The organism is Nocardiopsis sp. iso_186 (genome assembly GCF_056173365.1).
This window is the reverse complement of record NZ_CM149670.1, coordinates 2,739,339-2,753,129: the sequence shown is the minus strand read 5'-3', so window position 1 is coordinate 2,753,129 and position 13,791 is coordinate 2,739,339. Positions and strand designations below refer to the sequence as shown.

At 67.1% G+C, this 13,791-nt stretch carries 14 protein-coding genes; 2 read left to right on the top strand and 12 right to left on the bottom strand.

Annotated features, from left to right (window positions below; translation table 11 throughout):
- Window positions 1–151: 151 nt before the first annotated feature.
- From AC0VYP_RS12075 to AC0VYP_RS12060, 4 genes are all read right to left on the bottom strand, one after another.
- Window positions 152–1,822, bottom strand: coding sequence for an ABC-F family ATP-binding cassette domain-containing protein (locus tag AC0VYP_RS12075; protein WP_475474101.1), 1,671 nt, complete (start codon window positions 1,820–1,822; stop codon window positions 152–154).
- A gap of 363 nt (window positions 1,823–2,185) precedes the next feature.
- Complete coding sequence (aac(3), locus tag AC0VYP_RS12070) at window positions 2,186–2,992, bottom strand: aminoglycoside 3-N-acetyltransferase (protein WP_475474100.1); 807 nt, start codon at window positions 2,990–2,992, stop codon at window positions 2,186–2,188.
- A gap of 79 nt (window positions 2,993–3,071) precedes the next feature.
- Window positions 3,072–3,443 carry a DUF4180 domain-containing protein gene (locus tag AC0VYP_RS12065; RefSeq protein ID WP_475474098.1) on the bottom strand — a complete coding sequence of 124 codons (372 nt, stop codon included), beginning with the start codon at window positions 3,441–3,443 and terminating at the stop codon, window positions 3,072–3,074.
- 187 nt (window positions 3,444–3,630) lie between these two features.
- Window positions 3,631–4,062, bottom strand: coding sequence for a helix-turn-helix domain-containing protein (locus AC0VYP_RS12060; protein WP_475474096.1), 432 nt, complete (start codon window positions 4,060–4,062; stop codon window positions 3,631–3,633).
- Window positions 4,063–4,551: 489 nt separating this feature from the next.
- On the opposite strand from AC0VYP_RS12060, the gene AC0VYP_RS12055 reads away from it, so the two are divergent.
- Window positions 4,552–4,977 carry a DNA-binding protein gene (locus AC0VYP_RS12055; protein ID WP_285759770.1) on the top strand — a complete coding sequence of 142 codons (426 nt, stop codon included), beginning with the start codon at window positions 4,552–4,554 and terminating at the stop codon, window positions 4,975–4,977.
- A 51-nt stretch (window positions 4,978–5,028) separates the two neighbouring features.
- On the opposite strand, the gene crcB is transcribed toward AC0VYP_RS12055, so the two are convergent.
- From crcB to AC0VYP_RS12025, 6 genes are all read right to left on the bottom strand, one after another.
- Window positions 5,029–5,391: a fluoride efflux transporter CrcB gene (crcB, locus tag AC0VYP_RS12050; protein ID WP_285760151.1), complete on the bottom strand. Its 363-nt coding sequence runs from the start codon at window positions 5,389–5,391 to the stop codon at window positions 5,029–5,031.
- Window positions 5,392–5,446: 55 nt separating this feature from the next.
- Entirely contained in the window at window positions 5,447–5,932 is a 486-nt protein-coding gene (locus AC0VYP_RS12045; RefSeq protein WP_475474094.1) for a fluoride efflux transporter FluC, read from the bottom strand.
- 246 nt (window positions 5,933–6,178) lie between these two features.
- A complete protein-coding gene (gene rnhA, locus AC0VYP_RS12040; protein ID WP_285759765.1) occupies window positions 6,179–6,658 on the bottom strand; it encodes a ribonuclease HI in 480 nt (159 codons plus the stop codon).
- A gap of 119 nt (window positions 6,659–6,777) precedes the next feature.
- A complete protein-coding gene (locus AC0VYP_RS12035) occupies window positions 6,778–8,085 on the bottom strand; it encodes an ABC transporter substrate-binding protein (RefSeq protein WP_475474091.1) in 1,308 nt (435 codons plus the stop codon).
- Window positions 8,086–8,109: 24 nt separating this feature from the next.
- Window positions 8,110–9,000: a carbohydrate ABC transporter permease gene (locus AC0VYP_RS12030; protein ID WP_475474089.1), complete on the bottom strand. Its 891-nt coding sequence runs from the start codon at window positions 8,998–9,000 to the stop codon at window positions 8,110–8,112.
- Complete coding sequence (locus AC0VYP_RS12025; RefSeq protein WP_285759760.1) at window positions 8,990–9,958, bottom strand: carbohydrate ABC transporter permease; 969 nt, start codon at window positions 9,956–9,958, stop codon at window positions 8,990–8,992. The genes AC0VYP_RS12030 and AC0VYP_RS12025 overlap by 11 nt, the downstream gene beginning before the upstream one ends.
- 506 nt (window positions 9,959–10,464) lie before the next feature.
- Between AC0VYP_RS12025 and AC0VYP_RS12020 the strand changes: the two genes are divergently transcribed.
- Entirely contained in the window at window positions 10,465–11,808 is a 1,344-nt protein-coding gene (locus tag AC0VYP_RS12020) for a Gfo/Idh/MocA family oxidoreductase (protein ID WP_475474087.1), read from the top strand.
- A 192-nt stretch (window positions 11,809–12,000) separates the two neighbouring features.
- On the opposite strand, the gene AC0VYP_RS12015 is transcribed toward AC0VYP_RS12020, so the two are convergent.
- Together AC0VYP_RS12015 and AC0VYP_RS12010 are read right to left on the bottom strand one after the other, a co-directional pair.
- Window positions 12,001–12,318 carry a hypothetical protein gene (locus tag AC0VYP_RS12015; RefSeq protein ID WP_285759757.1) on the bottom strand — a complete coding sequence of 106 codons (318 nt, stop codon included), beginning with the start codon at window positions 12,316–12,318 and terminating at the stop codon, window positions 12,001–12,003.
- An 805-nt stretch (window positions 12,319–13,123) separates the two neighbouring features.
- Window positions 13,124–13,780: a DNA-3-methyladenine glycosylase I gene (locus AC0VYP_RS12010; protein ID WP_285759755.1), complete on the bottom strand. Its 657-nt coding sequence runs from the start codon at window positions 13,778–13,780 to the stop codon at window positions 13,124–13,126.
- Window positions 13,781–13,791 lie beyond the last annotated feature (11 nt).

Sequence of the window (13,791 nt, the reverse complement as noted above, 5' to 3'; positions counted from 1 at the left end):
CGCCGTGTTCTCTCTCCCCCCCGGCGGCCACGGGGCGAGCAGCAGCCTCCTCTTCTTGCTTGCTCGGGCTTATTCGTCCAAGGGGGTGCGTTCTCGCCTTGGACAAATAAGCCCCGACCGCTGTGAACACCGCGATGCCTGCTCCCCTCCGTCACGCACCCGACCGGCCGGTCGCCTTGTCGGGGGGCGGCCTCAGTGTGAGCCGATCCCAGAAACCGACGTCGCGTTGCAGTTGCCGGTCGTGGGTGGCGAGCACCACCGCCGCCCCGGTGGAGCCGAGCCCCTCGGTGAGCTCGTTGACGAGGGCGATCGAGAGGTGGTTCGTCGGCTCGTCGAGCAACAGGACATGCGGACGAGACGCCAGCGCCAAAGCAAGGTCGAACCTGCGCTGCTGCCCCATTGACAGCTCACGCAACGGTTTGTCAACGTCCTCGGACGAGAGCAGCCCCAGAGAGCTCAGGGAGACCGCTTCGCCCTCCCCGAGGACGCCCTTGTCAACGAGCCGGTTCATGTGGACCGAGAACACGTCGCGGGCGCGGCGCGAACCCGCCTGCGGCGACTCCTGCGTCAGCAACCGCACCCTGGCGCTACGTGCGCTGCGCACACCTCCGCCGGTCGGCTCGATTCGGCCGGCGAGGACCGACAGGAGCGTCGATTTGCCCGCTCCGTTGGCTCCGGTGACCACCAGCCGTGCCCCTGAGCCGAGGGCAACCGTGACCGGCTGCTCCAGACGCCCCTCGACGGTGACCTCGTCGGCCCTCAACAGGACCACTCCGGGCCGCGCGGCCAGTTCCGGCATCCGGAACCGTAGTGGGGGCGGCGGCATGGTGACCGCGTGCGCCTCCAGGTCGTCACGCCGACGGTGGACCGAACGGACGAGGCCGGGGGCGCGGGTCGCCCGTTGGTGTTTGCCGGTGCCCTTGTCCGGCCGCCATCCGCCGACCAGACGGTTCTGTGCCGCGGAGAGATCCTGGGCGAGGCGCACGTGTTCGGCCTGCTGCTGTTCGTACTCGGCCGCCCATCGTTCGCGCTCGGTGCGTCGGCCCTCCTGGTAGCCGGCGAACCCTCCGCCGTAGACACGGGGCCGGCCGTCGCGGCTCGGGTCGAGGTCGAGCATTGTCGTGGCCACATCCGACAGCAGGGCGCGGTCGTGGCTGACGAGCACCACGCCGTTCTCGTGCCCGCGCAGCTGATCGGTCAGAAAGTCGAGTCCGGCCGAGTCGAGGTGGTTCGTCGGCTCGTCCAGTAGCAGGAAGTCGTGCGAGGCACCCAGCAGACAGGCCAGTCGGACACGGTAGCGCTGCCCGACGGACAGCTCCGCCAACGGACGCGACCGGTCGGTGACAGCACCCAGGTTCTCAAGCGCAAGGTCAACGCGTCGGTCCGCGTCCCATGCGTTCAGAACCTCGGCGGTGCTCAGGGCGGCCGCGTATCTCTCGGCGGCCCGGGAACTCCCGTCCGCGAGGTCCTCGGCGCCGGCGTCGAGCGCGGCCAGGGCCGCGCGGACGTCGGCGAGCTCGATGTCAACCAGGTCTGCGACGGTGCGACCGTCGGTTGCCGGCATCTCCTGCTCAGCGACGCCGAGGGTGCCGATCCGCTGCACGGTTCCGGCATCAGGTTCCAGTACACCGGCGAGGATGTGGAGCAGTGTGGACTTTCCGCGGCCGTTCTCGCCCACGACTCCCCATCGGGATCGCGGCGTGACGGTCATATCGACGCCGGAAAGAACCGTGCGACCTCCACGGTCGATGTGGATGCCATTCGCGGTCAATTGCGCCCGCCCCCCAGCGGGCAGCACAAGTTTGGGATTGGGGGTGACCAATGTTCCTCCGAACAGAGCTCCGCCCGGCACGATCGCAGCGGGGCGTGCAAGAGCTCATCGAGCCGACGAAAGACCCGGAGCGGGCCAATGCATACGTCAGGCACCCGCGGCCACCTAGTTGGCGGGGCGGGCGCTCAGGCTCGGATCAGAGGTAGAGAGGAAGGTGCACGGAGTCACGGTAACAGATTGATCAGGGGAAACACACGAGATCGGATTTTGGTCGGATCGGTGCCTCGGAGCAAGATGATTCGATGGTCCTTGGGAACGGGAAGGCGGCGTCATCCGGCCCATGGGCGCGGAAAGGAATACCGCAGGATGTCCGGTCGCCCTCGCCCGAAGACGCTGCCACCGTGTCGGTGCTCGTCAGTGGGGCCGTTTCTCGAGCCATTCAACGGCGTGGGCGATGATGTCCGCGGCGTTGACAAGCACACTGTCGGCCGAGCCCACACGGCCTTGGGCGCCGGAACCGGTCGCAAGGTAATCGCGCACGACGGTGGCGAAATAAAGATCGTCGAGGCCATCGACGACCGGACGCGAGGTATCGAACTCCTCGGCCCACCGCCAGTCCGTCCCGCCGCCGTCGGCCAGCAGCGGATACTCGATCCGCACGCGCCGTTTGCCGGGCAGGTCCGCGAGGGCTTCGGCGTGATGCAGCAGCGTCATGGTGTCCAGCGGTGCGCCGACCATGAGCACCCGGCCGCCGGCATCGACCAGACGCGACAACGGCGAACCCGGACCGTACCCGTCTTCGAGCGAATGGGCGCGCGTCAGTTCGTCGGCTCGCGCGCCCAGAACGGCGATCGACGCCCCGGGATTCGCACTGCGCCTGACACCCCGGCGTGTGCCGATCATCAGGGCGACGATCCCGTGATCGCGCGCGGGCCGAGCCGTCTGCGGGTGAAACGGCGGCACGTGTGGTCGCAACGAGTCGAGAACGCGCCCCTTGTCGTCCCACACGTCGGCGCCGAGTTCCCAATCCTGATAGGACACCACCGAACCGGTGGCACCGACGACGTCGAGCAACCCGTCGATCAGTGCGTCGGGGCCGCCCAGGACCGGACCGACCTTCCTGAACGCGGTGTGCACCATGACGGTGTCTCCAGGGGCGAGGCCGAGTTCCGCCAGATCACGGGCCAGACTCTTTCGCGTATGCGGTGGTCCGACAGTCATGGATCCACGCTAGACCACAGAACCGCCGACGAGCCCGGATCCGCCCCCGGAGCTCCGTGGAGAAGGAGCCGTCGCCCGCTCAGTCCCGTGCCAGCCGGGTCCGCAGGGCATCGATATCGGGCACGAAGCAGAGCTGGCCGCCCCGGTTGCTCTCGCCGACGAAGTCCCGCAGTGCGGTGCTGGAGTTGACGTACCGGGAGATGTCCCCGACGATGGCGAGCCCCATCCGGTAGTTGGCGAACTTCTGGACGATCTCCCCCGCGACGCGGGTGCGCAACTGGAAGAAGTCATCGGTGAGTCGGGCGACCGGGACGGCGACCCAGGTTGCGCCGCGCCCGAAACCGTCGCCGAGCACATCGGTTGCGGCGCGTTCGTCCCGCAGGGGAGGCCCCTCCGAGCTGCATACGAGGACGGGTTCGTCGCCGAAGTACTGGAGTGTGTCGTCGGACATGGGGTGCTGTTCCTTTCGACGCGGAGAAGGAGAAGAAGCCGGAACCCGGCTGGAACCGGTCTTTCGGGCGGGTGTACCGCGACGGGGCGGACGGCAGGTGCGGTTGGAGGCATCGTGGGGGCACCGGGACACGGCGGGATGGTTCACCGTTATGGCCCGCCCCTGGGGCGGTTGGACGGACGTCCCTTCACTCCGGTTGCTCCGTCAGGGTGCTGATGACCTTCAACAGGTCCGCTGTGGTCTCCGGGCTGCCCAGAACGATGATCTTGAGAGAGGCGCGTTCCTCGTCGTAGACGGTCTCGACCCGAAGATGATCACCGGTAGTGCCCTGCCGGCCACCGACGACGGCCATGACCGTATTGGTCAGGCGCATCGTCTCCTCGGGGCCGATCGCCTCGACCTGCACGATGCTGGACACCTCGACATGGCGCGCTTTCCGCGCGGATGTCGGTGCACGGCCCCCGACGAACACCTCCAGGTCCTCGTGGCTGATCCGGTACTGCTTGCCGACCCTGGTCGCCTTCAACCGTCCGTCCCGTATGTAGGCCCGCACAGTCCTGACATGCAGCCCCAACAGGTCCGCTACCTGGTCCGGTGAGTAGTAGAGCTGCTGCGCCACGTGCATCCGTTCTGTTCCGACCAGTTCCGCATCAGCATCTTATACTCCTCAAACTACTTTTCAAAAAGCTTTATGCGTAACGATAGGGAGTAAAGATTTACGGTTCAGCTCCGGGATCACCATGAGCACACGCCCCGCGACCGGACCTCATCCGCGCCTTTGCCGAGCCTCCCCTTCTCGTTCCCGTTCCCCCAGGTCACGCCGTCGTTAGGTTGCGGCCCGTGTCCATCGCCGCGATAGTCGCCGGCGATCACAGGCGATCGTGCTCGACGGGATCGCCCCCTGCTCGAACCGCTTCCGGCATCGACGTGATCGACCTGGCACGTGACGGCGGCCCGTGCCGTACGAAGTGCCGGCCGGGGAAGAGGCGCGGGACGGGCGCTGAGTCCTGCCGATACTCGGCCGCACCGAATGGTGTGCAACCGACCGGAGCATCACCATTGTGTTTATTAAGTTGACAACAGAATGTTTTCAACACATTGTTTACGCATGACTCAGGACGACGCGGAATTCACCCGACCCGACCCGGAAGAGGCCCGGCGCAACCGGGTGTACGCGGCACTCATGCGCCTCACCGAGCGGCACGCCGCAGGCGAGGACCGCGCCCGGTGGAGCGAGCGCCGGATGCCCATGCAGCCCTTCGACGCAGTACGCCGCGTCTCCGACCTCGCGGCCGGCAGCGCACTGCCCGGCGAGGACGAGCCCGCAGTGGACGCAGCCGACCTCACCGCGGCGCTGACACTTGTTCCCTGGGCCCGTGCCGAGTTCGACCAGCTGGAGGTGGGGTTGCTGGAGATGTCCCGGGGGCGTGGGATGACCTGGCAGGAGATCGGGTTCGGCCTCGGCCTGGGGACCGCCCAGGCCGCCAAACAACGTCATGACCGGCTGAGCCGGCGCACCAACCAGGAGAAGTAGGGCGGAAACACTTCCCCCGGAATCCGAGCACGGGCCGGGACGCCATCGAGCTCAGCCGAAGAGAGCTCCGGCGAGGAACACAGCCACCGATGCCGCTGCCAGCCCCACCGTGATACTTGCGACCGCATTGAGTACGGCAAGTGTCCGCGCACCTTCGCGGACCAGCCGAACCGTTTCGTAGGCGAAGGTGGAATAGGTGGTCAGCGCCCCGCAGAACCCGGTGGCCGCCAACGCCATGACCTCACCGGACAACGGCAGGACCGTGAGTACCCCCAGGAGGAGGCAACCAACGGTGTTGGCGCAGAACGTGCCCCAGGGAAACAGTGATTCGTGCCGGGATTGGACCGCACGGTCGATGAGGTAGCGGGCCGGTGCACCCACCGCGGCCCCCAGGACGACCATCAGGGTGGTCAGCACGGCGGCTCCCCGGTGGCCAGGACCAGCAGCGTCGGGTGGGGGACCGAGGCGCTCACCCGCGGCACCGCTTCCTTGCAGAATCGAGGACCCGACCGGTCAACGTCGCGGACACCCACACCGCGACCAGTGCTCCGACGAGAGTGGCTCCCAGGTAGCCCAAGGCGAGATGCGGTACCCCGGCCCGGACAGTGGTGACCACGTCCAGCACAGAGGTGGAAAAAGTGGTGTAACCGCCCAGGACGCCCACTCCCCAGAACGGGCGGATCAACCTGCTGGACGGCCACAACCGGGGCAGTAGTTCCATCAGTACACCGATCAACGCACATCCGCTGACATTGACCAGCACGATCACCCATGCCACTGCGCCAGGCTCGGGTGACCATGCCTCTGCAAGGCCGTGGCGGGCCAGCGCACCCAGTGCACCTCCCCCAGCGATCACTCCCAGGATGCGCCAGCGCGCCTCGCGCATCTCCCTGCGTTGTCGGGGGACGTGGAGGTTGACATCGGGGTCCACAAAACGGCGGAACGGATCGGGCACGGGTTCTCCTACCAGCGGCACGAAAAGCGGGGCTGATAGGGACCGTTGGCGCGTCAATGACGGCGGTTGCCCCGCCTCGGCGGAGGTGGCGGGCCCCACCGCCACGGCCCGGAGGCCATCCTCATCCTAGATGCTCTCCCCCATGGTCGGGGGAAACCGGGGCACGGCCGCTGAGGGCCGTGCCCCCGATAATCGGGGACCCCGATCCGTTCCTGGAGGGCACGGTCGGGCGCTGGAGTTCCCTGTTCACGCCGGCGTGGGCGCCCCGGCGCCGGCCTCGTCGCGGCCCCGGCAGGCCAGCGCGTCCGCGCGGTCGTTGCCCGGGTCACCGCTGTGGCCCTTGACCCACTTCCATTCCACCTCGAAGCGGGCTGCCGCGGTGTCGAGACGCTTCCACAGCTCCTCGTTCTTCACCGGCTTCTTGTCGGCGGTCTTCCAGCCCTTGCGCTTCCAACCGTGCACCCACTTGGTGATCCCGTCGCGCACGTAGGTGCTGTCGGTGTGCAGAACCACCGGTACCTGACGGGTGAGACTCTCCAACGCCATGATCGCGGCCATGAGCTCCATCCGGTTGTTGGTCGTCTGGGGCTCGCCACCGTAGAGCTCTTTCTCGTGGGCGCCGAACCGCAGCAGCACGCCCCACCCTCCGGGCCCCGGGTTGCCGCGGCAGGCGCCGTCAGTGTGGATGTGCACGGTTTCGCCGGCCTCCGGCTCGTTGGCTTGCATGGGGGGAATCTAGCGGAAAGACGAAGCCGTCGATGCCGCGATCGGGACGTCCCCCACGCGAAAGCCCGGTCGGCCCCCTTCTGGGAGGGGACCGACCGGGCCGGGTGAGACGAAGGTGATCAGCCGGTGGCCTGCTCGACCTCGCTCATGAAACGCTTGGCCGCCTCGGCGGGGGTGATGTTGCCGAAGTGCACGTCGTCGGTGATCCGCTTGATGATCTCCACGACCTCACCGGCGCCGATGGGCGGCGGCGGGTTGCCGTCCACGATGCCGCCCTCGATGTCGGCGAGGAAGACCGCGGTGCGCGCGTCGGCCTCGGGAAGCGCGTCCAGGACAGCGGCACGGACGTTGACGTTGGCGGGCAGTCCGCGGTCGGCCAGGATCAGCTCGGCCGCCTCGTTGTCGTTGAGCAGGAAGTCCACGAACTTCGCGGCTTCCTCCGGGTGGTCGGTCCCTGCGGAGACCGAGTAGTACATGGCGGGCTTGAAGTACATTCCGGTGCGCTCGAACTCGGTCTCGCCCGGGTAGCGCAGCAGCTGCACGTCGCGACCGGAGGTGGCACTGATGACGCCCAGCTGGTTGGACCAGAAGTGCGCCATGGCGCCCTTGTTGGTGGAGATCACCGACTGGTCGGGGCCGCCGGCCTCGATCTCGACGTTCTCCGCGGCGCTGGGCTGCCCCCCGCCGTCCTGGAGCTGCACCGAGTAGTCGAACCATTTCTCCAGCGTGGCCTCGCTGAAGCCGAGGCTGCCGTCCTCGTTGTAGAGGGACTCGCCGTTCTGGCGGGCGAAGATCGCGAACCCGGACTCGTTGTAGCCCATGCTCTGCGTACCGAAGATCTCGTTGTCGCTCTTCTCAGAGATCTCGTTGGCGATCTGGATGTAGTCGTCCCAGGTCCAGGTGGAGTCGTCGGGCATCTCCACGCCGGCTTCCTCGAACGCCTGGGGGTCGGCCAGGATCGCGTAGGCGTTGACGCCGGTGGCGATGCCGTAGCGGTTGCCGTCCAGGTCGCCGGAGTTGACGACCAGTTCGTCGATGGAGGACATGTCGATGTCGAGCTCGTTGAGGTCGAGCAGTGCACCCCGGTCGGCGTACTCGCGCAGGTAGCGCTCTTCCTGGGTGATGATGTCGGGGGCGTCGTTGGCCGCCGTGCCGGTGGCCAGCTTGTCCCAGTAGGAGCCCCAGTCGGTGTAGTCCGGGGTGATGGTGATGCCCGGGTTCTGGGCCTCGAAGCGGTCGATGACCTGTTGAGTCGTGGAGTGGCGATCGTCGGCGCCCCACCAGGAGAACCGCAGTTCGACGTTGCCGTCGTCTCCGCCACCGCTACCGCACGCGGTGGCGGCCATGGTCACCGCGGCGATCGCGGCCGACAGCTTGAGCACGCTGGAGTTGCGCAGGGGGCGCCCGCTGCCGGGTTCTGCTCTCATGTCCGGTTCCCTTCGACTGTTGGACTATTTGATGCCGGTGGTGGCGATGCCCTTGACCAGGTACCGCTGTCCGGCGAGGAAGAATCCGAAGACCGGTCCGAGCGCGACGACCGACATCGCGAACAGCGGTCCCCAGGAGGTCTGGCTGGAGGAGTCCACGAACGTGCGCAGGGCGACGGGCACCGTGTACATGTCCGGTGAGGTGAGGAAGATCAGCTGGGTGAAGAAGTCGTTCCAGGTCCAGATGAAGGTGAAGATGGCCGTGGTGGCCAGGGCCGGGGCCGACAGCGGCAGGATGATGCGCAGGAAGATCCGCACATGGCCGCATCCGTCGATCCGGGCCGCCTCGTCCAGGTCCTTGGGGAGTCCCCGGATGAACTGGACCATCAGGAAGATGAAGAACCCGTCGGTGGCCAGCAGCTTGGGCACGATCAACGGATAGAAGGTGTTGATCCAGCCGATGTTGGCGAACAGGATGTACTGCGGCACGATCACGACGTGGATCGGCAGCATGATCGTCATCAACATGATGGCGAAGAACAGCTTGCGGCCGCGAAACTCCAGTCGGGCGAAGGCGTAGGCCGCCATCGAGCAGCCGATCAGGTTGCCGATGATCGAGCCGGCCACCACGATCGCGGAGTTCAGCATGTAGTGCTGGAAGGGGTGCTGTAGTGCGGTCCAGCCCTCGGCGTAGTTGCCCGGGGTGAAGTTCCCCGTGAAGAGGCTGGGATCACGAAAGATCTCGGCCGTCGGCTTGAAGGAACTGGCGAGCATCCACAGCAGTGGGTAGAGCATGATCAGGCCGAAGAGGATCAACCCGATGTGGGTGAGTGACCGCCTGAGATGCTCGGGCAGGCGACGCTTGGGAGCGTTCGTGGTCGTGGGGTCCGGCGCAGCGGACGTCTTAGTCACCATAGAAGACCCAGTACTTGGAAGCGAGGAAGTTCACCACGGTGAACCCGCCGATGATCATCAGGAGCAGCCACGCCATCGCTGATGCGTAGCCCATGTCGAAGGAACCGAACCCGCGCTGGTAGAGGTACAGCGTGTAGAACAGGGTCGAGTCCGTGGGGCCGCCGGTTCCGCCGCTGACGATGAACGCCTGGGTGAACGTCTGGAAGGCGTTGATCATCTGCAACACGAGGTTGAAGAAGATGATCGGGGTCAGCAGGGGGACCGTGATCGAGAAGAACCTGCGCGCCGGGCTCGCCCCGTCCACCGAGGCGGCCTCGTAGTACATGCGCGGGATCTGGCGCAGCCCGGCGAGGAAGATCACCATCGGAGCGCCGAACGTCCACACGTTGAGGATGATCAGGGTGCCCAGGGCGTAGTCGGGGTTGGAGACCCAGCCCTCCCCCTGGATCCCGAAGAAGGCGAGCACCTGGTTGATCAGGCCGTTTGCTCCGAACACCTGGCGCCACAGGATCGCGATCGCGACGCTGCCGCCCAGCAGGGAGGGGAGGTAGTAGATCGAGCGGTAGAGGGCCAGCCCGCGTACTCCCCGGTCCAGGACCATGGCCAACGCCAGGGCCAGGGCCAGTTGGAGCGGCACCGAGACGAAGACGTACTGGAAGGTCACCGCGAGCGAGTTGTGCAGACGCTCGTCGGTGAGCATCCGCTGGTAGTTCTCCAGACCCACCCATTCGGGGTCACCGATCAGGCTGTAGTCGGTGAAGGAGAAGTACAGGGAGGCGAGAATCGGACCGATGGTGATGAAGCCCAGGCCGATGAACCAGGGGGCCAGGAAGCCATAGGCGACGAGGGACTCGCGCCGCTGCCTGGAATCGCCCTGTTTGGTGGAGGGTTTCTTGGCGGGGGCCGCCGCGGTAGCGGCGGAGCCAGCGGGCTGGCGGTGCTGGAGCACTGTGCTCACGGTGCACCACCACCGTGTGAGGCCCGCACCGAAACGGCGACGGGTCTCACGACCGAGCCTGCATTCATGACTTGTGACCGCCAATCTCGTTGGATCGGGAGCGCCCGCCCCCGAAAAAGTGCGGCAGACCACGCTCCGAACAAGGCCCAAAAGGCTTGGTAAGCGCTATCCAAGAAATATGATGTTCAGTTTCTAGCACCGTGTTACAGGGGTGTCAACGACTCCTGTGACCTGGGACTCACCCCTTCGCTCCCATCTCGCGCTCGGCATCGCCCTTGATCAGCGCAGATGAAACCGGTTCAGTCGAAGGCATCTGTACGGACACAGATTCGTCCGCCGATCCGCCTCGATCGATGTTTCCGGATTGTTGCGGCTTTCTACTGGCGAACGAAGCCGCCTACCAGCACAATCCGGTCGCCCGAGCGGCCCGGAAGCCGGGGGCGGCAAAAAACTCTCCTGCGCCCCACCCCTGCACAGATCATTGGAAAGCGTTTACCATAATCGGTGTGAACGAGACCACTCCACTCCCAGGACAGTCAAGCGCCGCGGACCGGCCCCGGCGCCGGTTCGCCGTCGTGGGCACCGGCTCCCGGGCCCGGATGTACACGACGGCACTGGTCACCACGCACGCCGATCGGGGTGAGCTTGTCGCCTTGTGCGATTCCAACGCGACCCGGATGCGCGTCCACAACGGCATCGTCGCCGATGCCGGACGCGCACCGGTCCCCACCTACTCCCCCGACGACTTCTCCCGGATGCTCGACGCGGAGTCGGTGGACGAGGTGATCGTGTGCACCGTGGACCGCACGCACGCCGACTACATCGTGGCCGCGCTGGAAGCCGGTCGCGACGTGATCACCGAGAAACCCATGACCGCCGACCTCGACGGCTGCCGGCGCATCAACGCCGCCCAGGAGCGGACCGGAGGCCGGGTGACGGTGGGCTTCAACTACCGTTACAACCCTGTCCACCACCAGTTGCGCGAGCTCGTCCGTTCCGGCGTGATCGGCGAGGTCGGCTCGGTCCACTTCGAGTGGCTGCTGGATCTGCGCCACGGCGCGGACTACTTCCGGCGCTGGCACCGCGACAAGGCCAACTCCGGCGGTCTGCTGGTGCACAAGGCCAGTCACCACTTCGACCTCGTCAACTGGTGGATCGGGTCGCATCCCGAAGAGGTCTTCGCCTGGGGCGATCTGTTCTTCTACGGCGACGCCAACGGTCGGCGCCACGAGGTGGCGGCCGACTACGAGCGCGGACACGGCGAAGCCGCTGCCCAGGACGACCCCTTCGCCCTGCACCTGAGCGACAGCGCTGACCTGAGCGCGCTCTACCTGGACGCCGAGCACGAGGACGGCTACCGCCGCGACCTCAACGTGTTCGGTCCCGGAATCACCATCGAGGACGACATGTCGGTGCTGGTGCGCTACGCCTCCGGCGCCAAGCTCAGCTACCACCTGGCCGCCTACTCCCCTTGGGAGGGCTACCGGGTGTCCATCACCGGGAGCAAGGGACGTCTGGAACTCGACGTCACCGAGTTCGACCACACGTCCCCCGCCCGCGACGAGAAGACGCCCGTGCGCGGGATGCCAGCCCCCAAGGAGGACACCACCGCCGTGCTGCGCCTGCGTCGGCACTGGGCACCGCCCGAGGAGATCCCGGTCGCGGTGGGCGAGGGCACGCACGGCGGGGGCGACGTACGGATGCTGGACTCGTTGTTCGGCGGCGGTGACGACGGAATCCGTCCCGACCACGCCGACGGCGCGCACGCTCTGCTGACCGGCCTGGCAGCCAACGCCTCGATCGCCTCGGGGACTCCGGTGGTCGTGGCCGAACTGCTCAAGGACGGCTGATCGGGGTCGTGCACACTGGTGCGTTCCACGCGTCCTGTTGACGCCCCGCCCGGGACAAACAGCGCTGGCCGCGAAGCATTCGCGGCCAGCGCTTCGCGCGCTACAGCAAGGCAGGCGCACAGATCGCCGGCCCGCGTCCGGCACATGGTCGCCGGTCGTGGCTGGGGCACGGGCCAGGACCGGGCTCTCAGGTCAGGACTGGGCCGGTGGCCGGCGGGCGAAGTCGGCGGCGCTGTCCAGGTGCTCGGCGATACGGGCCGCTGCGGCGATCTCCGCACCGACCGGCGCGATCAGCTCGACTTCGGCGGTGCCTCCCGCTCCCTCAGCGCCGATGACGCCCCAGTACAGCTCGCCCTCCTCATCGGTTTCCAGGGACACCGTCACCGAATGGCCGAACCGGGTCACGATGAGGGTTCCCTGCGACGCCCTGAGGCGCAACCCCTTGCGGAAGCAGGCGGCGTTCAGTGACTTGACATGCTGCGTGGTGCGACTGGGAGCCGGACGGTGCATCGCGCTCACCTCGCCTGCCCGATGTGGCGGGCGGGAATGGCGCATCGCCGCTCGGCGGGTTGGCGGGCGGGGAGGAACAGGGTCACGGGGCTTGCCTCTCATTCGGTTAGTGAGACGTGGTGGGTCGCTGGCCGCAGCCGGTAGTCATCCGTCAACTTCGGATGGTCAACCGGAAGACCGCACGTCGAGCGAGGGCAACGTGCGGTGGTCGGCAAGGAGGGTGATTCGGGTTTCCCTCCCCAGTGGGACAGCGGTGCCCTGACGGCCGACGCCACCCGATAGTCGCCGATCTCCTGAGACGCTCGTTCCCGAAAGATCAACGCGGCAGTGGCCCGTCGTGGGTCGCCCTGGCCGGGATTCCCGATCTCTGCGATGGCCTGGCCAGTGACCTAGGCGCATCCACGAGAACTGGTGATCCCCGGTGATTTTGCGTGGCCTCGTCACGGTTGGGCTTCTTCATTGGTGATGCTACGGGCCACTCCCACCGTACGCGAGGAAAACGGCAAGGTGCCCTGGCAAACAGGGAGTGGTGTGCTTCCTGGGGTTTCGGAGGGTTGCCGGACCCGCCCGGCAAAAGCTCGACCGCGGACGGTACGGCGTGGCACGATACGGTGAATTCAGCTGAAAAGCGGACAGGGCACGAACAGCAGCCACGCTCGCCGGTGCCCCCCGACTCCCCGTCGTTGGAGTCCTGGCCCATCCGGATTGCCGGTCGGGCGTGTTGGCACGAGGGGCGGACGGGGATGGTGGCCGAGGAGACGAACCCGAGCCGCCGCAGGAGGGGACGCGGCTCCGGTCTCCTTCGTCAGCGCGGAGCGGCCGCTGCGGAGTGCACACCGGAGAGGCCGCGGCGGTGGCAGTCCAGCAGATGGGTGTCCACCATCCCGATCGCCTCCATCAGCGCGTAGGCGGTGGTGGGGCCGACGAAGCGAAAGCCCCTGGACCGCAGGTCCTTGGCCAGGGCCAGTGAGCCGGGCGTGCTGGTGGGTACTTCGGAGTCCGTGCGCGGGGCAGGCGTCTCCTCGGGGGCGTGCGACCAGATCAAGGCGTCGAGACCGCCGTGGACGCGCAACCGTTGGACGGCCTGGGCATTGGTGCGCGCCGCCACGATCTTGGCCCGGTTGCGGACGATCGCCGCGTCACCCATCAGGCGTTCGAGGTCGGTGTCGGTATAGGTCGCGACGGTGTCGGGGTCGAAGTTGTCGAAGGCTGAGCGGAAGGCCGGGCGTTTGGCGAGGATCGTCAGCCAGCTCAGCCCTGCTTGGAACGCCTCCAGACTGATGCGCTCGAACAGTGCCTGCTCGCCGCGGACCGGCATCCCCCATTCGGTGTCGTGGTAGTCCCGGTTCAAGGGATGGGTGGTCGCCCAGGGGCAGCGTGCCAGTCCGTCCTCGCCCGTCACCGCCTCCCTGCCCACTGGTCCGGGTGCCTCGGCGGTGGTGTCGCTGCTGACCTCGGGCATGGTGCTGGTCT

What these genes read in the sequence shown, in the direction of transcription:
- AC0VYP_RS12065 (WP_475474098.1), bottom strand. Translation starts at nt 3,443, where the DNA reads ATGTCCGACGACACACTCCAGTACTTCGGCGACGAACCCGTCCTCGTA.
- AC0VYP_RS12055 (WP_285759770.1), top strand. Translation starts at nt 4,552, where the DNA reads ATGACTCAGGACGACGCGGAATTCACCCGACCCGACCCGGAAGAGGCC.
- rnhA (WP_285759765.1), bottom strand. Translation starts at nt 6,658, where the DNA reads ATGCAAGCCAACGAGCCGGAGGCCGGCGAAACCGTGCACATCCACACT.
- AC0VYP_RS12035 (WP_475474091.1), bottom strand. Translation starts at nt 8,085, where the DNA reads ATGAGAGCAGAACCCGGCAGCGGGCGCCCCCTGCGCAACTCCAGCGTG.
- AC0VYP_RS12030 (WP_475474089.1), bottom strand. Translation starts at nt 9,000, where the DNA reads ATGGTGACTAAGACGTCCGCTGCGCCGGACCCCACGACCACGAACGCT.
- AC0VYP_RS12015 (WP_285759757.1), bottom strand. Translation starts at nt 12,318, where the DNA reads ATGCACCGTCCGGCTCCCAGTCGCACCACGCAGCATGTCAAGTCACTG.
- AC0VYP_RS12010 (WP_285759755.1), bottom strand. Translation starts at nt 13,780, where the DNA reads ATGCCCGAGGTCAGCAGCGACACCACCGCCGAGGCACCCGGACCAGTG.